General features: G+C 70.2%; 9 protein-coding genes and 1 pseudogene. 8 read left to right on the forward strand and 2 right to left on the reverse strand.

What is annotated here, in order from left to right:
• Positions 1–98 precede the first annotated feature (98 nt).
• The gene (locus M3Q35_RS46530; RefSeq protein ID WP_273939028.1) at positions 99–758 is read left to right on the forward strand and encodes a response regulator transcription factor; all 660 of its coding nucleotides are present in this window, start codon (positions 99–101) and stop codon (positions 756–758) included.
• Complete coding sequence (locus M3Q35_RS46535) at positions 755–1,840, forward strand: sensor histidine kinase (RefSeq protein ID WP_273939030.1); 1,086 nt, start codon at positions 755–757, stop codon at positions 1,838–1,840. The genes M3Q35_RS46530 and M3Q35_RS46535 overlap by 4 nt, the downstream gene beginning before the upstream one ends.
• Here the strand turns inward: M3Q35_RS46535 and M3Q35_RS46540 are convergent.
• Positions 1,824–3,029, reverse strand: coding sequence for an NAD(P)/FAD-dependent oxidoreductase (locus M3Q35_RS46540; protein ID WP_273939031.1), 1,206 nt, complete (start codon positions 3,027–3,029; stop codon positions 1,824–1,826). The two genes, M3Q35_RS46535 and M3Q35_RS46540, sit on opposite strands and share 17 nt — an antisense overlap.
• A gap of 145 nt (positions 3,030–3,174) precedes the next feature.
• On the opposite strand from M3Q35_RS46540, the gene M3Q35_RS46545 reads away from it, so the two are divergent.
• From M3Q35_RS46545 to M3Q35_RS46560, 4 genes and pseudogenes are all read left to right on the forward strand, one after another.
• Complete coding sequence (locus M3Q35_RS46545; RefSeq protein WP_273939033.1) at positions 3,175–3,630, forward strand: MarR family winged helix-turn-helix transcriptional regulator; 456 nt, start codon at positions 3,175–3,177, stop codon at positions 3,628–3,630.
• A gap of 136 nt (positions 3,631–3,766) precedes the next feature.
• Positions 3,767–4,192: a nitroreductase/quinone reductase family protein gene (locus M3Q35_RS46550; RefSeq protein ID WP_273939034.1), complete on the forward strand. Its 426-nt coding sequence runs from the start codon at positions 3,767–3,769 to the stop codon at positions 4,190–4,192.
• Positions 4,193–4,238: 46 nt separating this feature from the next.
• Positions 4,239–4,891, forward strand: a pseudogene (locus M3Q35_RS46555) (maleylpyruvate isomerase N-terminal domain-containing protein).
• 78 nt (positions 4,892–4,969) lie between these two features.
• Positions 4,970–7,039, forward strand: a complete 2,070-nt coding sequence (locus tag M3Q35_RS46560; RefSeq protein ID WP_273939035.1) for a tetratricopeptide repeat protein — start codon at positions 4,970–4,972, stop codon at positions 7,037–7,039.
• Here the strand turns inward: M3Q35_RS46560 and M3Q35_RS46565 are convergent.
• A complete protein-coding gene (locus tag M3Q35_RS46565; RefSeq protein WP_273939036.1) occupies positions 6,993–8,522 on the reverse strand; it encodes a hypothetical protein in 1,530 nt (509 codons plus the stop codon). The genes M3Q35_RS46560 and M3Q35_RS46565 overlap by 47 nt on opposite strands.
• A gap of 477 nt (positions 8,523–8,999) precedes the next feature.
• On the opposite strand from M3Q35_RS46565, the gene M3Q35_RS46570 reads away from it, so the two are divergent.
• Both M3Q35_RS46570 and M3Q35_RS46575 read left to right on the forward strand, forming a co-directional pair.
• Complete coding sequence (locus M3Q35_RS46570; RefSeq protein WP_273939038.1) at positions 9,000–17,861, forward strand: LamG-like jellyroll fold domain-containing protein; 8,862 nt, start codon at positions 9,000–9,002, stop codon at positions 17,859–17,861.
• A 35-nt stretch (positions 17,862–17,896) separates the two neighbouring features.
• Positions 17,897–22,354, forward strand: coding sequence for a ricin-type beta-trefoil lectin domain protein (locus M3Q35_RS46575; protein ID WP_273939039.1), 4,458 nt, complete (start codon positions 17,897–17,899; stop codon positions 22,352–22,354).
• The last annotated feature ends 148 nt before the right edge of the window (positions 22,355–22,502 follow it).

The raw sequence follows: 22,502 nt of genomic DNA on the forward strand, positions 1-22,502 counted from the left end.
CTGGTTCGAAGGGCCAAGTAGTACCGATCGAGTGATCCGGAACCGATAAGCGAGGACGTTTATCCCGTTCTTATCGGCGCCCGGCTAGCCTGGAAAACGTGCGCGTGCTTGTGGTCGAGGACGAGCGGCTGCTGGCCGACTCGATTGCCGAAGGGCTGCGCCGGTTCGCCATGGCGGTCGATGTCTGTTATGGCGGGGAATGTGCGTTGGAACGGGTCGGTGTGCACGATTACGACGTCGTCGTGCTCGACCGGGATCTGCCCGATGTCTCCGGCGACGAGGTGTGCGCGGCGGTGATCGCCACCGGTGGCGAGGCCAGGGTGCTCATGGTGACCGCCGCCGTCGATGTCGCCGACCGGGTCGCCGGGCTCGGTCTCGGCGCCGACGACTACCTCACGAAACCGTTCGCCTTCAGCGAGTTGGTGGCCCGTGTGCAGGCTCTGGGGCGGCGGGCCCGGCCCGCACTGCCGCCCGTGCTGGAGCGGGACGGTGTGGTGCTGGACCTGCCCCGCCATCAGGCCGTGCGGGACGGTCGTTTCCTGCCTCTGTCGCCGAAGGAATACGCCGTGCTCCAGGTTTTGATGCGGGCGGACGGTGCCGTGGTCAGCGTGGAATCGCTGTTGGAAAAGGCGTGGGACGAGCACGCCGATCCGTTCACCAATGCGGTGCGAATGGCTGTGATGACACTGCGCCGCAAACTCGGCGATCCGCCGCTGATCGAGACCGTGCCCGGCGCGGGTTATCGGTTCGGCGCATGACTGTTCGGGGCAAGCTCACCGCGTTGTACGGCGGCCTTTTCCTGCTGTGCGGGATCGTGTTGCTGGTGATCGTCTATGTGCTGGTGCGCGACGCTTTGCCGGCGCCGACGGAGTTCACCAACCGGCTGGGCGTTCCGCTGCCGGACTCGCAGGTGGCCGCGCCGAGGCCGCCATGGGACTCCGTGGTCATCGACTCGCTCGAGGTGTACCGCTCGGCGACCCTGACCACGCTGCTCGTCCAGTCCGGCGCGGCGCTGTTGATCATGGCTGTGGTGGCCGTCGGACTGGGGTGGCTGGTGGCCCGGCGGGTGCTGCGGCCGCTGCACGACATCACCGCCACCGCACGGCGGCTCGGGGCCGAGGACCTCGGCCGCCGGATCGAACTCAGCGGACCCGACGACGAGCTCAAGGAGCTGGCCGACACCTTCGACGGCATGCTCGACCGGCTGTCCCGGTCCTTCGACAGCCAGCGCCGGTTCGTCGCCAACGCCTCCCACGAGCTGCGCACACCCCTTGCCCTGCAACGGACCCTGATCGACGTGGCGATGCTGTCCGACGACGTGCCGGCCGACATGCGGCTGCTCGGCGCGCGACTGGTCGAGGCCAACGAGCGCACCGAGCGCATCCTGGACGGCCTGCTGGTGCTGGCCCGCAGCGACCGCGGCCTGTCGGCCCGGGAGCCCGTCCGCCTCGATCATCTGGTGGAGACCGTCGCCGGCGGCTTCGCCGGAGTCGAGGTCCGGTCCCGGCCGTGGACCGTGGCCGGCGATCCCGTGTTGTTGGAACGCCTGGTCGTCAACCTGATCGACAACGCCGTCAGCTACAACCGGCCCGGCGGCTGGGTCCGGGTCGAGGTCGGTGACGCCCTGGTCGTGCGCAATTCCGGGCCATTCGTCGATCCTGACACCGTCGAGTCGCTGTTCGAGCCCTTCCGCCGCGGCTCCCACGACCGCACCGGCGAGGCCGGGCACTCCGGCCTCGGCCTGTCCATCGTGCGCTCGGTCGCCGTTGCCCACGGCGGCAGCGCCACCGCCCGAGCCCGGCCGGACGGCGGTCTGGACGTGACTATTCGGCTGCCGTGAGGGGCTTCTCCGGGTCGGCCAGCGCCTCCGGGTCGACGGGGGCGTCTGAGCGGATCATGGCCTTGATCGGGTCGACGACGTCCCAGACGTTGACGTTCATGCCGGCCAGCACGCGGTTGTCCTTGAGCCAGAAGGCGATGAACTCGCGACCGGCAACGTCGCCCCGCAGCACCACGCGGTCGTAGCCGGTGGGATCGCCGACGAACTCCATGCCCAGGTCGTACTGGTCGGTGAAGAAGTAGGGCAGGTCGTCGTGGCTGGCCGTCTCGCCGAGCATGGTGGCCGCGGCGACCGGCGGCTGGCTCAGCGCGTTGGCCCAGTGCTCGACGCGGATGTGCTTGCCCAGCACCGGATGGAAGGCGTTGGCGACGTCGCCGGCGGCGACGATGTCCGGGTCGGTGGTGCGCAGCGCGGCGTCGACGACGATGCCGTTGTCGACGTGCAGACCGGCCCGCTCGGCCAGCTGGGTGTTGGGGGCCGCGCCCACGCCGACCACCACGGCATCGGCGGCGATTTCCGTGCCGTCGGCCAGTTTCACGCCGGTGGCGGCGATCTCGGCGACGTTGGCGTCGAAGCGGAGGTCGACGTCGTGCTGGCGGTGCAGCTCGGCGAACACCGGCGCGACCTCGGGGCCGAGCACCCGCAGCAACGGCAGCGAGGCCGCCTCCAGCAGCGTGACGGCAACGCCGGCCTGCCGGGCCGCGGCGGCAACTTCGAGGCCGATCCAGCCGCCGCCGACCACCACGATGCGGGACGCGGTGCCGAAGGCGTCGCGGAGGGACTCCGAGTCCTCGATCCGGCGCAGGTAGCGCACCCCCGGGGCGTCGGCGCCCGGGATCGGGGGCCGGCGTGGGCTCGCGCCCGTGGCCAGCAGCAGCTTGTCGTACGGCTGGGAACTGCCGTCGGCCAGCTGCACCCGGTGGTCGTCGCGGTCGATGCGGCTGACCCCGATGCCCAGCGCCAGCTCGACGCCGTGCTCGTCGTACCAGGCGGCCGGGTGCACCGTCATGCTGTCCCGGTCGGCCTTGCCGGCGAGATGGTCCTTGGACAGCGGCGGCCGCTCGTACGGCAGGTGCCGCTCGTCGCCGACCAGTGTGAGCCGGCCGTTGTATCCCTTGTCGCGCAGGGCCTCCGCCGCCTTCGCGCCGGCAAGGCCGCCCCCGACGATCACGAACCGCTGCTGCGCCACGCCGCTCGCTCCCTTGGCCGCTAGTTTCGCCAACAAATCTTGGTCTTATCCCCGGTTCCGGTCAACCCTTGCCAGTCGATCGGGTGCCGGACACAGTTGAGGAAACAACCATGGTCGAATTGAGGGCCCGGGATACCATGCCGCCATGGAGCCGCACTGGCTGAACAACGACGAACTCGGCCTGTGGATGCGGCTGCACGGGCTCAGCGAACGCCTGCTGTCCGACGTCGACTCCCAGCTGCGGCGGGACGCCGGGCTCACCCGCTACGAGTACTACGTGCTGGCCATGCTGTCCGAGTCGCCGACCCGGTCCCGGCTGATGAGCGAGCTCGCCCTGGCCACCAACGGATCCCTGTCGCGGCTGTCCCACGCCGCCACCAAGCTGGAGGCCAACGGCTGGCTCACCCGCTCGCACGCCGCCGGCCAGCGCCGGTCCGTCGTGGCCACGCTGACCGACGAGGGCTGGGACAAGATCTGCGAGTCCGCCCCCGGTCACGTCGCGGCGGTGCGGGAGCGGATCTTCGACCACCTGACGCCCGAGCAGGCGAAGACCCTCTACGAGGCGTTGGCTCCGCTGTTCAACGGGACGTGCCCGCGCTAGCCCTCCTTTTTGGCACATGCGGTCCGGATGTGCCTCAGGGAGGCAAGTATGCGCCGCATGTGACATTTGCGCGGCCTCAACTAGCCTTGAAGGCTCAACTGTTGAACGTGCAATGCTTGAGCGCTAAAGTGATGGCATGACGGACTTCAACGCCCAGATCATCGAGGAGTTCCGCGCCAACGAGGGCGTGGTCGGCGGCCACTTCGAGGGCAAGCGGCTGCTGTTGCTGCACCACATCGGCCGCAAGAGCGGCCAGGAGCGGGTCACCCCGCTGGTCGCGGCGCCGGACGGCGACGCCTTCCTGATCTGCGGCTCGATGGGCGGCGCGCCGGCCGACCCGGTGTGGGTGGGCAACATCGAGGCCGGTCCCGGCGAGACCACCATCGAGTACGGCACCGAGACGCTGCGGGCCGCCACCACCGTCATCCGCCCGGACGGCGAGGAATGGCAGCGGGTGTACGGCATCTGGGCCGCTTACTGGCCGGACGCCAAGGAGTACGAGACCCACACCGACCGCAAGTTCCCGATCATCCGCGTGGTCCCCGTGTCCACTGTGGACTGACACAAACCGGTCGCGTCCGGCGGCGGCCACTGCTAGCTTGCGGCCCGTGGACCTGTTCGCCCGTTCATGGGCCGCGCTGCTCAAGGCCGTCGCCGACCTGACCGTCCCCGATTTCGAGCAGCCGTCGGGTTGCGCCGGTTGGCTGGTCCGGGACCTGGTGTGCCACTTGGTGATCGACGCCCAGGACGTGTTGATCACGTTGGCCACGCCCGTCGACGCCGAGCCCACCCGCAACGCCGTGACCTACTGGGAGGTCGTCTCGCCGCCCACCGGCGAGGACCCCCTCGACGCCCTCATCGTCCGCCTGGCCGCCGCCTACGGCGATCCCGCCCTGCTCAAGTTCCACCTCGACGACGTCGGCTCCGCCGCCGGCCGCGCCGCCGCCTTGGCCGACGCCGCTCTCCGCGTCGGCACCCGCGACCAGGTCATCACCGCCGGCGACTACCTCGACGCGTACGTCATCGAGTGGACCCTGCACCACCTCGACCTCGCCGCCCACCTGCCCACGTGGCCCCGCCGCCCGCCGAGTCCCTGGCCCGCGCCCGTGCCATGTTCGAGCAGATCGTCGGCCTCGAGTTCCCCGATTCCTTCTCGGACAAGGACGTCCTCCTCATCGGCACCGGCCGCCGCGCTGTGACCGACACCGACCTGGCCGCCCTTGGGAACGCGGCTTCGAAGCTCCCGCTGCCGCTGGGGTGAGGTCGTGCGCCCGACCGGCTGATTCCTGGCAGGCGGTCGTGTCCGGTGCAGTAGCGTGATCGTTCAGGCTTGTCGCTGATGGGGACGAGGCACGTGGACGACAGCACGAACAACGACTTCGGGGGCCGCGCCCAGTTCGTCGTGCAGGCCCGTGACGTCGGCTCGATCACCTATACGGAACCGGAGCTGCCCAAGGTCAGCCCCCGGCTCGTGCCGGCCCCGGTGGAGTGGTTCACCAACCGGGGCGGAGAGCTGGAGCTGCTGCGGGACGTGGTCCGGCGGGCCGGCGAGCCCCGGCTGCGGCCGTCCGTGGTCGGCCTGCACGGCGTGCCCGGGGTCGGCAAGACCGAGCTGGCGCGCCGGGTCGCGGCGATGGTGAAGGACGACTTCCCGGACGGGGCGCTGTACGCGTCCTTCGCGGCCGACGAGTCGCCGTCCGATGCCGCGGAACGGTTTCTCACCGCGCTGGGCGTGCCGCCGGCCCGGGTGCCGGCCGGCTTCCAGCCACGGGCCGACCTGCTCCGGTCGCTGACCGCCGAACGGCGACTCGTCTTCGTGTTCGACGACGTCACCGATGCCGCGCAGGTGACGTCGCTGCTGCCGAACTCGCCGGCCAGCCTGGTGCTGGCCTTGGCGGTCCGCGCCGACGCGTTGACCGAGCTGCATCTCGACGGTGCGGTCGACATGCCGCTGCGGCCGCTGAGCCCCGCGCACGCCGTCGAGATGCTCGGCGCGATGTGCCAGGACGACCGGGTGGCCGCGGACCCGGCGGCGGCCGACGAGCTGGTCCAGATCTGCGGGCACCTGCCGATGGCGCTGCGGGCCGCCGCCGGCTGGCTGCGGACGAACCGCCGGTGGAGCGTGCGGCGGCTGGTCGACCACCTGGACCGGGCGGACCGGAGTCCGGTGGACGCGGTGTTCGACCTCGTCTACGAGTCGCTGGACGACGACGCGCGCCGGCTCTACCGCCTGCTGGGCGTGATCGTCGGCGGGCACTTCGGGCCCGAGGTGTTGGCCGCCATGGCCGACCGGCCGCTGGACGACGTGCGCGATGCGCTGGACGAGCTCGGTCGGGCGGGGTTGATCGAGGACCGCGGCGACGGCGTGTTCGGGCTGCACCGCCGGCTTCGCGTGCATGCGCTGAGCTTGGCCGACGAACACGATTCGCCCGGCGACCGCCGTGCGGCCCTGCGCCGCGCGGCCGAGTGGTGGCTGGTCGGGGCCTCGGTCGCCGACATAGCCGCCACCGACGCACAGCGGCTGCGGATCGTGCCGCCCGACGACGGGATCATTGCCCTGGCAGCGTCGGTGTCGAAACCGGCGGCGTTGGCCTGGCTGAACCGCGAGCTGACCAACCTGCTCGCCGTCATGAATGCCGCGGCCGACCAGAAGTGGCACGACCTGGTGTGCCGGCTGTTCGAGGCGATGTGGCCGCTGCTCGACGCCCGGCATCCGCTGGCGATCTGGGTGCGGGCGGGGAAGTTGGCCGTCACGTCGGCCCAGGTGAGCGAGAACGCACCGGCCGAGGTGCGGAGCCGGTGCCTGCTGGCCAAGGCCTACCAGGAGCTGCGGCGGTTCTCCGACGCGCATGCGGAGCTCGATCGCGCCCGTGCGTTGGCCCCTTCCTGCGGTGATCGGCTTGTCGCGTCCACCGCGGACTTCACGGGCAATGTCCTGCTGCGGGAATCGCGGTTCGACGAGGCGCTGGCCAGTTTCCGGGTGGCGTTGCACATCAACGAGCAGCTCGGGTTGCCCCGGGCCATCGCGTTGCAGAGCATGTTGGTGGGCCGGGCTTTGACCGGACTTGGCCGTCACGAGGATGCCCTGGCCGCTTTCGACCGGTCACGGTCGATCCTGGCCGACGGCACGGCTCGGTCACTGCTGCCCAAGCTGCACCTGAGCACTGCGAAAACCTTGTCGGCCATGGGAAACCTGGCCGCGGCCGAGCAGATGCTGCTGGCTGCCGTGGACAGTGCCGGCGCGACCGTGCCGGGGGCGGAGGCGCTCGCCGAGCTGAGCACCCTCGCCGCGCGCCGGGGCGACGCCGACGCCGAGCTGGGCTATCGGCGTCGGGCCGTCGAGCTGTACGACAGCATGGGCGTCAGTCCTCGGACCGCGGCTTTTCTGGCCGGGTTGCCCGAAGGCTGAGGGTCCCGGCGTCGACGTGCCACTTCTGTTGTCGGCGCCGGTTGTGCACGTCCCACCAGTACAGCACCGAACCCGCCATCGAGACCGACACGCTGCCCTGCGCCACAACCTCCGTGCCATCCCTCAGCTCAGCCGTGATGTCACCGGATGCGTTGCGGCACACCGCGATTCGCGCACCCGGCCAGCGTCGGAGCAACTCCCGTGGCTCCTGGTTCTCCTCTGACCACACCACTGCGGCCCGTTCCAACAGTCCCGGATCGGCACCATCGTCGCGCGCGACCAGATATCCGCTCGGACGCTCCTCGACGCTCGGCACCACCGGGAACCGTTGCAGTACAAGCTGTTCGCCGTCCTGCTGGGCCTGCACCACGAACGCGTCCGGCTCGCTGATTCGCACTGCCGGCACCGGCACCGGTCGGGCCACCGCGTGCCACGGCGGCTCCGGCAACCGCAGCATCTCGTACATTCGCTGCCGCAGCAGAGCTGCCGCTCGCCCCGGCCGGGAGAAGATCGACTCGGCGATGTCGCCCGCGATGTCCCCTTGTCGGATCGTGTCGTCGAGTTGTTGCCGCAGCGGGCTTTGCCGGTCGAGGCGGGGCAGTCGGTCGAGCAGCCGGCGCATGGGGGAGTGCGGCACCACTTCCGGGCCGCCGTCCGCCGCGATCAGGACCGGCCGCTCGATGCCCACCGCGTAACACGTCAGCGATCCGTGGTCGGACACGACGACGTCCGCCGCCACCAGCGCCGCGCGCCAGCCTTCTTCCGGTGGCACCACGATCATGCCCGCTTCGCTCGCGTGCCGCAGCCACGCCCGCACCTGGAGGGTTCCGTGCCGGCTCCAGACGTTCGGATGCAGCACGAGCGCCACCCGGTAGTGATCGGCCGGCAGCGCCGCCGTGACCTTCGCCGGGAGGTCGGGATCCTTGCCGTACAGGGAGAATCGGCCCCAGGTCGAGCACAGCACGACCAGCCGCCGACCGTCCGCCCCGAACGCCTTCCGGTAGCCCGCCCTTCCCGTTTCGCTCGCCCGGATCCGGTCCATACACGGGTCGCCCGCCACCAGCACCTTCGGCGTCAGTTCCGGCGCCACCGCCCGCACCGTGCCCAGTTGGTCGTCGTGCGCCACCACCAGCGTCTCCGGCACGATTTCGCCTTCGTGCAGCAGGCTTTCGGCCCTCAGCCCCGAGATCGTGCCGTCCGGCGTCGTGCGGTGATACCCCACGCCGTGCGGCAGTCTCATCAGCGGCGCCCGCAGCCGGTGCAGCTCTCCGTTGTCACTCGCCGCCAGCGCCAGGTCGTATTCGCCTCGCACCGCCTCTTCCCACTGCTCGACCAGCGCCCCCTTCGCCGCCAGCTCTTCCGCCAGCGCCCTCGAGAACGCCGATCCTTCATCCACCGCGAACGTGATCGCGATCCGGTGGTCCGCCGCGATCAGCGGCACCACGTCCCACAGCCGGTTGATCCCTGCCGGTGTCCTCGCCACCACCAGCACCCGCCGCTCAGCCGCGACCGTGTCCCACCGGCTCTCGGCTCTCGGCTCTCGGCTCTCGGCTCTCGGCTCTCGGCCCCCGGCCCCCGGCCCCCGGCCCCCGGCCCCCGGCCCCCGGCCCCCGGCCCCCGGCCCCCGGCTTGTCCGATAGTACCGTTTTGTCCCGCTCGCTCCTGGGTGTCAACCGGCTTTTCACCCCTTTGTGCGCGCAGGTCGTCCGTCACTCGATCAGTGTACGAAGACGCCTGGTCAGGCTCTTGTCGTGCCTGTTCCGTTCGAAGTGGTTCCGATGCCGCTGGATGATGTCACCGGCACTCGATACCGCCTCCCGCATCCGATACGTCCGGTTCCGTGTTCAGATTTAGTTGTCCAGTGCGTTCGCACCGACGCTGAACAGACCCGATGCCCGTAACACCTCGTGATGACGCGGACGACAGCCGTCGATCGCGTGGGGAGTCGAGGGGGCGAGCCGTGGCTCGGGTGCGTTCGCGCCGTGCTGTCCTGGTCTGGATCGCGGTGGTCTTGGTCGCGGTCATGACGCTGCCGATGCTGGCCACGCAGGGACTGACCTTCACGTGGTGGCCCGTCGCCGGCACGATGCCGGCGGGTGCGTCGCTCACCGCGCCGGAACAGCAGTCCGGAAAGCCCGGCCAAGCCGGTGACGCCAGATCGTTGACCGCACCGGCGCGAAACCCGGAGAGACCCCCGGGCGCGGTGCCCGACAAACAGCCGCCATTGCCCGCGTCCAATTCGGCGAAATCGGCCCAGCACGTCAAGCCGAAGGTGAGCCAGCATTCCACCGCGCCCGCCAGTGACCCCAAGGCGGTGGAACGGCCGCAGGCCCGCACCGCCACCACCGAGACGTTCGACAACCCGGACGGCTCCCACTCGCTGCGGATCTATGACGCGCCGGTCAACGTCCGCGCGGCGGACGGCAGCTGGCAGCACATCGACCCGACCCTGGTGCCGGCCGGCGACCGGCTCAGGCCGACGGCCGCCCGGACCGAGCTCAGCCTGGCGACCCGGGCCGACGATCCCGCCCTGGTGCGACTGGTGTTCGACGACCGGCACGTCCTGGCCTACGGCCTGGTCGGCGCCGCCCGGAGCAAGGCCAGGACCCAGGACGCGACCGCGACCTACCCGGCCGCGTTCCCGGGCGTCGACCTCGCGTTGGCCGCGAGCGACGCCGGCGTGCGGGAAGACCTGCTGCTGACCACCGCGCAGGCCCCCACGAACTACACCTACTCACTGGCGCTGACCGGCCTGACCCCGCAGCTCGACGCGTTCGGCGCGGTACAGCTGCTCGACGGCACGAAGGTCGTCGCGACCATCCCGGCCGGCACCGCGACGGACGCCAAGCAGGCGACCGGTGCCGTGAAGTACACGCTGACCAAGGCCGGCAGCGGGTGGACCCTCGGACTGAGCCTGGACGCGACCTGGCTGCACGACCCGGCCCGTGCCTTCCCGGTCGACGTCGACCCGACGACCACCCAGCCCAGTGCCGAGGAGGACGACACCTACGTCCAGTCCAACGACGGCCGTGACCACTCGACGTCGCCGAAGCTGGAGACCGGCTACCTCAACGGCGGCATCACCCGGTCGTACCTGCGCTTCGACCCGGCCCGCGACCAGCTGGCCAACAAGTACGTGCTCGCCGCCTCGCTGAACCTGGACGCCTCGTACTCCACCACCTGCTCGCCGCGCGCGGTCAACCTGTTCGAGGTCAGCGGCGGCTGGAGCCGGAACCAGGCGTGGCCCGGCGCCCCGGTGGGGCGCACGCTGGCCACCAGCAGCTTCGCCCACGGCGGCCCGAGCTGCGGCCCCGACTGGGCTGTCTTCCAGCTCGACCCGGACGTCATGACGGCGTGGACCCACGGCACCGCCCTGACCAACGGCTTCGGCCTGCGCGCCGCCGACGAGTCGGACCGCAACGGCATGAACTTCGAGTCGTCGAACGGGCCGAACCAGCAGGACTGGCCGTACCTGACGGTGCGCTACTCCGACGAGGGCGCGGCCTTCCAGGCCACCGACGTGCTACAGCCGGTGAACAACAAGCAGGGCAGTGTCACCGCCGTCATCACCAACCAGGGCTCGACGACGTGGACCGCGAGTAACGGCTGGGACTTCGGCTACATCATCCAGCCGGGCAACTACGTCTCCAACGGCACCGCGATGCCGCACGACGTCGCGCCGGGCCAGTCGGTCACCCTGACCATTCCGCTGTACGCGCTGAGTCCCGGCCGATACCAGGTGTTCCTGACCATGTGGACACCGTCCAAACAGGACTTCTTCGTGGCCTACACGGTCCCGTACGGGGTGTTCGACCTCGACGTCACCAACGTGCCGCCGTCGGTGAACTTCGAGCAGCCGGCGACGCCGGCGACCGTGGCCACGCTCACCCCCACGCTGTACGCCGAGGCCACCGACACCGACCAGTGGCCGAACAAGGGCCTGACCTACAAGTTCCGGCTCTGCGCCGACCAGGCGCTGACCCAGAACTGCGTGGAGTCCCCGTGGGGCGGGCCCACCTGGTCGCCGCCGGCCGGCACCCTGTCGTGGTCCAAGAACTACTACTGGGGCGTCAAGGCGAACGACACCGTCGACCCGAGCCCGGACTGGGTCAAGCTGCAGCTGCGTCCGTCGGTGCCGCAGCCGGAGATCACCTCGCACCTGGCCGGCACGCCCGACACCGTGCACGGCCCGGGCCTTGATCCGGAGACCGGTGACTACTCGCTGGTCGACACCGACACCTCGGTTGCCACCGCCGGCCCCGATCTGACCGTCGGCCGCACCTACAACAGCCTGGATCCCCGTCGGGACAGCGCGTTCGGCATCGGCTGGGCGTCCAGAGTGGACATGAAGCTGGCCAGGGACGACGACGGCTCGGGCAACCTGGTGCTGACCTATCCGACCGGACGGCAGCTGCGCTTCGGCCTGAACCCGGACGGCAGCTACGGCTCGCCGGCGGGCGACAGCACGGTGCTGGTGCACAACACCGGCGGCGGGCTGGCCTACCACACGCTGCGCGACGCCACGGGCGGCCAGTGGCAGTTCGACGCCGCACAGCACCTGGTCACGATCATCGACCCGGCCGGGCTGACGGAGTCGCTGACCTATGACGGCAACGACCACGTCAGCACGATCACCAACACCACCAGCGGCCGGACGCTGACCCTGACCTGGACCGGCAACCACGTCACCGGTGTCGCCACCCAGGCGCCCAAGATCGGTGGCACACCGCTGATCTGGACCTACAAGTACGACGGCGACCAGCTGACCAACGCCTGCGCCCCGGGCAACGCCTGCACCACCTACACCTATCAGGCGGGGTCGCACTACCGGAGCTCGGTGGCCGACGACGCGCCCGCGGCCTACTGGCGGCTGGACGAGCACGACAACACGAGCTTCGCCAGCTCGGTCGCCTGGCACCAGGGCGGCGAGAACGCCGCCGGCCACGGCGTGATCACGGGTGTGCCGGGGGCGATCGCCGGCACCGGCGACACCGCCGCGACCTTCGACGGCGCCAGCTCGTACGTCACGCTGCCGGACAAGCTGGCCACCACCAGCATGTCCATGGCGGCCGAGCTGTGGTTCAAGACCACCGGCAGCGGCGTGCTGATGTCGTTGCAGAACCAGGCTTTCCCGGCCGGCACGCCGACCTCGGCCACGCCGGTGCTGTACGTCGGCACCGACGGCGTCCTGTACGGCGGCTTCCCGATGCGCGACCAGAGCGGCCCCAGGCAGATCGTCACCACGCAGGCGGTCAACGACGGCAAGTGGCACCATGCCGTGCTGTCCTCGGCGATCAACACCCAGACGCTGTACCTGGACGGTCAGCAGGCGGGCTCGCCGATCACCGGCCTGATCGACGCCAAGGCGCAGACCACCGCCGTGCTGGGCGCCGGCCGCGGCCAGGGCTGGCCGGCCACCAACAACGGCAACTTCTACTTCCAGGGCGACATCGACGAGGCGGCGTTCTACCAGCACTCGCTGGGCGCGCTGGCCGCCGCCGAGCACTACGCCGCCGCCCAGGCCGGCGTCGAGCTGACCGGCGTGACGCTGCCGCAGGACGCCACCCGGGTCTACGCCAAGCTGACCTACGACGACATCAACGACCGCGTCGCCAGTCTCGTCGACCACAGCGGTCTCAAGTGGACACTGGACCCACCGAAGATCACCTCGACGCAGAAGACGGACCAGAACAACAACCCCTACTGGGGTGACGTTGTGCGGACCTCGGTGCTGCACGGTCCGCAGACCTACGGCGACTGGACCTACACCTACGACGTGGTCAACGGCGGCCGGCCGATGACCACCTCGCACAACGGCCACGGCACCAGCCTGGAGTACAACACCTCGGGCTTCCTGTCGGCGAAGGTGGACGAGAACGGCACCCGGACCGAGCAGACCACCGACGAGCGCGGCAACGTGCTCAGCCGCAAGACCTGCCGCGCCGCCAACTCCTGCGACACCAGCTACTACACCTACGTCACGCCGGCGAACCCGCTCGACCCCAAGGGGAACAAGCTGGCCAGCAGCTCGGACGCGCGCTCGGCCGGCGCGACCGACACCACGTACCGCACGACCTACGACTACGACGCCGTCGGCCGGCCGACGGTGACGACCAAGCCGGTTCCGGTCGGCCAGACCACCCATCCGACCACCGTCAACGTCTACTCCGACGGCACTCAGCCGACCGCCGACCACATCGGCACGGTGCCGGCCGGTCTGCTGCTGTCGACCACCGGGCCACGGGGCGAGATCACCAGCTACCGATACAACCACAACGGTGACCTGGCCGAGCAGATCTCACCGTCCAAACTGCACACTCAGCGAACCGTCGATGACATCGGCCGCACGGTCACCAACAGCACGCTCAACGACGGCGGGGCGGTGTTCGCCACCACCACCTACACCTACGACGCCCGATCGCAGATCGCCACGACCACCGGTCAGGCGGTGAAGAACCCGGTCACCGGCGTCACGCACACGCCGGTCACCACCTACGGCTACGACGGCGACGGCAACGTCACCTCCTCCACCGTCGGCGACACCGTGGCGACCGACCAGGGCGGCGACGCGCCCCGCATCACCAGCTACGTCTACGACGCGCACGATCGGTTGCAGCAGAAGACCTATCCGGACGGTGGCGTGGAGAAGGTCGGCTACTCGGCGGACAACCTCAGCGTCACCACGACCGACGTGCGTGGCGCCAACTGGACCCGCATCTCCGACGAGCTCGGCCACGAACTGTCCACAGTGGTCAGCGGCGCCGGCGTCGATCCACAGAACCCCAACGCCACCTCGCTGACCACGGAGACCAAGGGCTACGACCCGGGCGGGCGGCTGACGGTCAGCACGGATGCCATGGGCCGCACCACGACGTACGGCTACTGGGGCGACAACCTGCTCGCCACCGTGACGGCGAAGAACTACGACGGCGCGCGTGATCTCGTCCTGGAGCAGCGGACCTACGACCCGGCCGGCAACCTGACCCAGGACGTGACCGCGGGCGGCGTCACCGCCACGACCGCCTACGACGCCGCCGGCTACATCTCCTCGACCACGCTCGACCCGGCCGCGTTGAAGCGAACCACCACCTACACGCGTGACCTCGACGGCAACGCGCTGACCGCGTCGAAGACCGGCGCCGCCGACCCGTCCCGCACCGAGTTCACCGCCTACACCTACGACAACGGCAACCAGGTCGTCCGTGAGGACGACAAGCTCGACGCCAACACGATGCTGTCCACCAGCACCATCCGCGACGAGCGCGAGCTGCCGATGCAGTCCATCGACCGGCGGCAGCTCACCACCAACTACACCTACGACGGCAACGGGCTGCTGGTCGGCACCACCACGCCGGCGGCGGACGTGTGGCAGGCCGGCAAGCTGACGTCGAACGTGCGTGGCGTGACCACCCTGGGGCGCAACACCTTCGGTGAGGTCACGCAGTCAAGGGACGCCTCCGGCGGTGTCACCACGACCGCCCGTGACGGCATGGGCCGCGCCACCGCGGCGATCCTGCCCAACTACACGCCGCCCGGGTCGAGCACGCCGATCACCGCGACGACGGTGACGGAGTACGACCACGCCGGCAACGCCGTCAAGGTCACCGACCCGTTGAAGCGGGTCACGGTGAACACCTACAACCCGTACAACAAGCTGCTCACCAGCACGCTGCCATCGGTCGGCGACACACCGAGCGTGGTGACCAACGCCTACGACCGCGACGGGGAGGTGACGTCGACCACCGACCCCGGCGGCGACCGCACGCAGTTCACGTACGACAACCTCGGCCACCGAAGGACATCCACCGCGGTGGACGACTCCTCCGGACAGACCCTGTACTACACCACGACAACCGGGTACGACGACGCCGGAAACCCGGTCACCGTCACGACACCGCAGAACAACACCACCACGACGGCGTTCGACGCGGCGCACCTGCCGACCAGGGTGACCGACCCGACCAACCGCAGCACCGCCACCAGCTACGACATCGCCGGCCGCAAGGCGACCGTCACCGACCCGACCGGCCTGCTCACCGCCACCAGCTACGACCTGGTCGGCCGGCCGACGCGGATCACGCAGTCGAGCAACGGCACGGAGTTGCGGCACACCACCACCGGCTACGACGCCAACGGCAACGTCGCCGCCGTCACCACCGCGGAGAACCGGCTCACCACCTACGGCTACGACGCGCTGAACCGGGTGGCGCAGCAGACGGAGAAGGTGGACGACACCCACGCCATCACCACGACCACCGGCTACGACGCGCTGGGCAACAAGTCGCACTACGTCGACGGCGACGGGCACGCCACCGAGTACACCTACAACCCTTGGGGCCTACCGGAATCCACCATCGACCCGGCCACGGCCGCGTACCCGAGCCTGGCCGACCGCACCCGCACCACCGTGTACGACGCGGCCGGGCAGACGGCCACCATGTCCGAGCCGGGCGGCGTCGTCCGAACCAACACCTATGACGCGCAGGGCCGGCTCACGCGGCAAACCGGTACCGGCGCCGAAGCGTCCACCGCGGACCGCAAGATCGGCTACGACCTGGCCGGGCGGATCACCACCGTCGGCGGACCGGCCGGCGACACGACGTACACCTACGACGACCGCGGCAATCTGCTCACCTACACCGGACCGGTGACCTCGGGCACGTACACCTACAACGGTGACGGCACCACGGCGACGCGCACCGACGCGGCCGGCACCGCGACCTTCGGCTACGACAACGCGGACCGGCTGGCCTCGGTGACCGACCCGGTGACCGGCCGGACCATGGACTACGGCTACAACAGCGGTGGTCAGCTGGCTTCGATCACCGACCGGGCCGTGGCCAGGACGACCAGCCGCACCATCGGCTACGACCCGCTGGGCCGGCAGACCTCGGACCTGCTGCGGCAGAGTCCGGACGGCGCCGTCTGGACCACCCGGCTCGGCGAGACCTACGGCTACGACCTCGACGACAACCTGACGTCCAGGTCGGACCTCACCGTAGGCAGGTCGGCCAACAACGGGTACGGCTACGACGGCGCGGGACGACTGACGTCCTGGAGCGATCCGACCGGGAAGAACACGGTCTACGGCTGGGACAACGCCGGCAACCGGACCTCGGTCGGCGGCCAGGCCTACACCTACGACGAGCGCAACGAGTTGTTGTCCGGCAACGGGAACACCTACTCGTACACCGCCCGCGGCACGCTGAAGTCCACCAACGCCAACGCGGCCACGTTCGACGCCTTCGACCGCCAGATCACCAGCGGCGCCATGCAGTACTCGTACGACGGCCTGGACCGGGTCGCGGTCCGCAACGGCACGGCGTTCGGCTACGACGGCCTGACCAACAACGAGGTCAGCGACGGCAGCCGGGTCGTCAGCCGGCTGCCCGACGGAACCCCGCTGTCCGACAAGGCGATCGGCGCGACCGGCGGCAAGACCCTGTTCGCCGACCAGCACGGTGACATCGTCGGCCGCTACCTCGGCGGCAGCACCGACGGGTTGCGCGGCTACGACCCGTTCGGCGCGGTCACCTCGTCCAGCGGCGACACCTCCGCGCTCGGCTACCAGGGCGGGTGGACGGACTCCGGCACCGGTCAGGTCGACATGGCGGCGCGCTGGTACTCGCCGGCGTCCGGGCAGTTCACCAGCCGCGACAGCGTGAACGTGCCGCCGAACCCGTCCTGGGCCGGCAACCGGTTCGGCTACGGCAACGCGGACCCGCTCGACGGCAAGGACCCCAGCGGCCATTGTCTCGAGGACCTGTGCATTGGTGAGGCTGCCCTGGCCGTCCTGGCTTACGGCGCGATGGTCAGCGCCGCCGAATGGGTCTACCAGCATCCCCTGCACATCACCATGCCCTGGGACATCCCCCGTGACGTGCCCGGCACCTACGACGGCCCGGTCTCGGTGCCGAGGGACATCGCCATCGAGAACGACGACGATCTGACGTGCCTCGGCAAGTGCTTCCCCGGTCCGGTGACGGTGGACCCGTCGTGCAAGGTCAACTGCAAGCCGGACAACCCGTGCCGGGTCAACTGCAAGCCGCCGAAGAAGCCGGATCCCCCGAAGCCGCCGCGGGACATTGTGAACCTGCTGTTGAAGCTGGCCCGCATGCTCATCGGCCAGACGCTGCTCGACCCGAGGGACGGCACCGACCGGGCCGACCCCGACCCGAACCACGTCACCGACCCGTCCTCGACGGACTGGCAGAACGGCACCAGCACCACCACCGTGCCGACCGACGAGCAGCTCCGGGAGGACGAGGCCGGGGCGGCGCAGGGATTCACGGCCGGCGACGGCCGGCCGAAGTGGTGGCCGGGCGACGAGGACGACCGGGACGACTGCCAGTCGGATCAGTACTACGGCCCGCTGGACCCGTCGGGGCGTGCCACCGGGGCGTCCGCGCACCTGTGCCCCGGCGAGGTCTCCGCGCCCGACCGGAGGGACTGGGGCGGGTACAACCCGCCGGGCTGGCCGACGCCGAACTACCAGGACCCGAACGTCGCGTACCAGCGCTACATGTACGACCGCACCCACCTGCTCGGCCGGAACTTCGGCGGCACCCAGAATCCCGACAACGTGGTGACCGCGTACTGGCGGGTCAACCAGCGCAGCATGTACGACTTCGAGACCAGGGTGAGCGCCAGTCTGGCCGCGGGCGACGAGGTCTACTACCAGATCGTGCCGATCTACCGTCCCGGCCAGACCCGGCCGGTGGCGATCAGCATGCTCGAGGAGACCAAGCGCGGCGACTGCAATGACGTGATCATCCGCAACGACTACGCCGGCAGCACGCTGTCCGGCGGCCTGTGTCCGTGAGCTTTCCTGTGACGAGCAAGGAGAAACGAGAGAACATGGCGACACTGAGACGCGCGGCCGCACTGGCCGTCGGGGTGGCGGTCGGGGCGGGTCTGCTCGCCCAGCCGGCCTTGGCGGCCCCGCCGCAGCCGGCGGCGGTCGCCGGCCCGGTGACCGTGGCCAAGCCGAACAGCCTGGTGCCCAAGGACAAGACGGGCAACCTGGTGCTCTATGTGGACGGTCAGCAGGCCGCACGGGGGGTGGCCGCCGTCGGCGGAACCGTTGCGCTGAGCCGGAACGGCCGGGTCGAGGCCAAGGTGCCGGCCGGCAAGGTGGCCGAACTGGCCAAGCAGCCCGGCGTCGCCGACATCCGTCAGCCGGACCGGGTGGTGCCGATGGGCTCCATCGACCCGGAGGGCGTGCTGGCCTCGACGGCCGACCAGTGGATCAAGGCCGGCTTCACGGGCTCCGGCGTGAAGATCGGCGTCATCGACCCGGACCTGGGCGGGCTGGCCGACGGCCAGTCGGCGGGCACGCTGCCGGCGCAGATGCCGGTCAACTACGGCAACTGCCAGGCCGATGACCCGGCGTCGACCCAGCACGGCCGGTCGGTGGCCGAGGTCGTGCACGCGACCGCGCCGGACGCGCAGCTGTTCGTGGCCTGCGCCGGCACCTCGATGGAGTTCGCCACCGCGGCGAACTGGTTGCAGCAGCAGGGTGTGCAGGTGATCACGGCCGCGATCGGCATGTTCACCTCGGGCCGTGGTGACGGCAACGGCGCCGCGGACAGCCCGGCGGACGTGGTGCGCCGCACCAGTCAGGCCGGCATCCTGTGGTCGGTGGCGGCCGGCAACCAGGCGCAGACGCACTGGACCGGCAAGGCGACCACCAACGCCAGCCGCTTCGTCTCGTTCGACGGTGGATCCGGGGTCACCGACGGCTTCTCGGCCGGCGTCGGCCAGCGGCTGACGATCGGCCTGCGCTGGGACGCCTGGCCCGTCACGAACCAGGAATTCGACCTGTACGTGATGAAGTCGAGCGCACCGCCGACCGGTCCGACGGACCCGAACGTCGTCGCGTACGCGGCCAACAACCAGGCGACGACGCCCGGCGGTGGCGAGCCGACGGCCGAGGTCACCTTCACCGTGCCCAACGACCCGAACCAGGGGCCGAGCCACCAGTACTTCGTGTACCTGAAGAACGTCAACGGGAACCCGGCGACCCGGCTGGACCTGTTCATGAGCGGCGCGTCCGGCGTGTTCCAGTACTACACGGCGGCCGGCAGCATCACCGAGCCCGCGACCTCGCCGTACGCGCTGGCCGTCGGCGCGACCACGCCGACGTCCGGCCAGATCGAGCAGTACAGCGCGCAGGGGCCGACCATCGACGGCCGGATCAAGCCGGACATCGCCGGCTACGACAACGTGAGCACCTCGTACAACCCCAACGGCACCTTCGGCGGCACGTCCGCGGCCTCGGCCGGCGTGGCCGGCGCCGCGGCGCTGGTGAAGTCGGCCGGCCCCGGCCTCGATGCCGCGCAGGTCAAAGCCGAGCTGGTGGCGCGGACGAACCCCAAGCGCAACGACAACCAGTGGGGCAGCGGCCAGCTGGTGCTCGGCCCGCCGCCGACCCAGCCGATCACGAAGGGCGGCTCGCGGTACACCGCGTTGCCGAAGCCGCTCGCCATCGAGGGGCGCGACTACCAGCCGAACGAAGTGGCGACGCTGCCGATCCCGAACGTGCCGTCGGACACCACCGCGGTGGTGTTCAACCTGGCGGTGCGGACGGATCCGTCGGTGGGCCCGAACGTGCCCAGCAGCCTGGACGTCTTCACCGGTGATCCGACGGTTTCGGCCAGCCGGGCGACCACGATCCGGGTCACGCCGACCGGTGGCTGGGTGGACGTCATGGTGGTGGCGCGGGTCGGCACCGACCGGGCGGTCCGGCTCAGGGCCGGTGCCGGCAACGTGTTCGACAATGTGGACCTGCTCGGCTATTTCGGCGCCAACGGCAGTGGTTACGTGTCGGAGCAGCAGCCGGTGCGGGTGCTGGACACGCGGGGCTTCAACAACAGTCCGCGCAAGACGGCGCTGGGCAATGGTGAGGTGTACTCGATTCCGGTTCGCGGCGTCGCGGGCGTGCCGTCCACGGCCAACGCCGTGCTGGTGAACCTGACCGCCTCGGAGTCCAGTGTCGGCACCGCGATGTCGCTGTTCGCCACGGACAACGCCGGCACCACGATCAACGTGAGCGCCAACGAGAAGCGCTCCAACACCTCGATCGTGCCGATCGCGCCGGACGGCACCATCAAGGTGCGCAACGGCGTCGGCATGGTGCAGGCGACCGTGGACGTGATCGGCTCGTTCACCACCGACGCCAATGCGGCGCTGTTCGTGCCGTTGCCGGAGACGACGCGGGTGGTCGACACCGCCACCGGCACCGGCGAGCGCAACGGCACGATCGGCCAGGACGAGACGGTGAACTTCCAGCTCGGTGGGCTGGCCGGGATCAGCAGCACCGCCACCGGTGTGGTGCTGAGGGCCGGCGGCGAGGAGGACAGCCTTGGCACCAGCCTGTCGGTGTTCCCGCAGGAATCGGGCTGGCTCAACGACACCAACGCGACCATGAAGCAGCGCGAGCGGCTGGCGGCGGCGGCGTTCGTGCCGCTCGGCCCGAGTGGCAGGGTCGGCGTGCGCAACGAGCACGGCAACGCGCAGGTCGCGCTGGACGTCGCCGGCTATTTCGTTGGTGGACCGGCGTTCAACGCCGGCAACACCGACTGCGCGGCTCCGGTCAACGAGGCCGGCTACACGTCGGTCTATGACGGTCGGGCCGAGTCCAACCTGATCGGCTGGCGGACACTGGGCGCCAAGGGCCTCACCGACGACGGCTGCACTATGTCCACTTCGGACGGCAGCGCGCCCGGCGCTTCGTGGTACGCCGCACGGACACTGGGCGAGAGCTACACGGTGAAGCTGGACTACAAGCAGGATCAGGAAGGCTTGTCCAGCGACGTCCTGATCGGCTTCGCCGACCCGGCCACGGACGCCACCTCGCCGCTGAAGACCGGGGTCGGAGTCCACATCGGACTCGCCAGCGCGTCCGGCCAGTCCATGACCGGCTCGGTCGTGCCGTTCAGCACGGCGGTCGCCGCCGCCCAGAAGCCGGCCGGGCAGTGGAACAGCTACGAGATCTCGGTGGACTGGCGGACCATCACCGTGCGGCTCAACGGAACCCAGGTCAACCAGTACAGCAGCGACGGCAGCCGGTTCTACGGCCAGTACATCGGCCTGGCCAACGCCGCGCCCGGCGTGCACTTCCGGGACATTCGGGTCAAGCGCAACCAGCCGATCCGGGTCGGGCAGTTCGTCGGCGCCAACAACCGGTGTCTCGACCTGTACAACGGCAGCCCCAACAGCACCGGCACCACCAACGGAATCTCGTTGTGGGACTGCAACACCACCGGCGCCCAGGTGTGGGCGCAGACCGCGGACGGGGCGCTGACCAACGCCTCCAAGTGCCTGACCGCCTTGGACAACGGCACCGCCGCCGGCACCCAGGAGGTGCTCGGGTCGTGCGTCCCGCAGCTCAGCAGCCAGGTGTGGGTGATAAGGGACAACGGCACCATCGTCAACCCGCGTTCCGGCCGGTGCCTCACGCCGGCCTCCACCGCGAACGCCGCCGTGCTGCAACTGCAGGACTGCACGGGTCGCGCCGACCAGGTGTGGCGGGTGCCGGACCAGCACGGCCAGAACGGTGAACTGACCGATCCGGGCGGCAAGTGCCTTGACGTGGACAACGGCGATCCGACACGGGGCATCGTGCAGGAGTGGGACTGCTACCACAACCAGGCGCAGAGCTGGATCGCGCCCGGCGACGGCACGCTGCACGCGGCCGGCAAGTGCCTGACCGTCAACAACGCGGCCACTACCGCCGGCACCGGTGTGGTGCTCTGGAACTGCAGCGCCGGCGACCCCGGCCAGCAATGGGTGCAGCGCCTCGACGGCACCGTGCTCAATCCCAACGCCGGCCGCTGCCTGACCGGGGCGTCCGACACCAACGGCGGCGCGTTCACCATCCAGGACTGCACCGCCGCGGCGCTGCAGCAGTGGCGGATGAGCGCACAGACGCTGTGGACCGGGGCCATCGTCGGCGTCGGCGGCAAGTGCACCGACATCAAAGCCGAGGACCCGGCCAACACCACCGTGTGGCTGTGGGACTGCTTCGGCGCGTCCGGTCAGCAGTGGACCGACCAGGGTGACGGCCGGCTGCTGTCGCTGTCCAACTGCATCGACATCGTCAGCGTCAACAACGGCACCGCCATCGGCGTCACGACCTGTGGGTCGGGCAGCCAGCAGTGGGCGGAGCGGCCGGACGGCGCGATCGTGAACACCTATGCCGGCCGGGTGCTGGACGACCAGTACGGTAGCACTGACAACGGAACGAAGATGCAGATCTGGGACTTCGTGGGCACGCCGCAGCAGCGCTGGGCGATCCCGCTGCGTCCGAGCTGACCGGCGACTCCCCGGGGAAGGGCCGGCCGATCCGGCCGGCCCTTCCCCCGCCGCGAGTCACGTCAGTCGCCGGCCTCCAGCTGCGCACCTGCCGGTTGCGGATCCAGGGGACAAAGCCCGCTTCATCCCCGGGTGCCCAGCCGATAGG

Origin of the sequence: Kutzneria chonburiensis (genome assembly GCF_028622115.1) — a bacterium.
Lineage (GTDB): Bacteria > Actinomycetota > Actinomycetes > Mycobacteriales > Pseudonocardiaceae > Kutzneria > Kutzneria chonburiensis.

Bases quoted from the DNA above. Each gene is read 5' to 3' on its own strand.
- M3Q35_RS46535 (WP_273939030.1), top strand. From the start codon at position 755: ATGACTGTTCGGGGCAAGCTCACCGCGTTGTACGGCGGCCTTTTCCTG.
- M3Q35_RS46545 (WP_273939033.1), top strand. From the start codon at position 3,175: ATGGAGCCGCACTGGCTGAACAACGACGAACTCGGCCTGTGGATGCGG.
- M3Q35_RS46550 (WP_273939034.1), top strand. From the start codon at position 3,767: ATGACGGACTTCAACGCCCAGATCATCGAGGAGTTCCGCGCCAACGAG.
- M3Q35_RS46560 (WP_273939035.1), top strand. From the start codon at position 4,970: ATGGGGACGAGGCACGTGGACGACAGCACGAACAACGACTTCGGGGGC.
- M3Q35_RS46575 (WP_273939039.1), top strand. From the start codon at position 17,897: ATGGCGACACTGAGACGCGCGGCCGCACTGGCCGTCGGGGTGGCGGTC.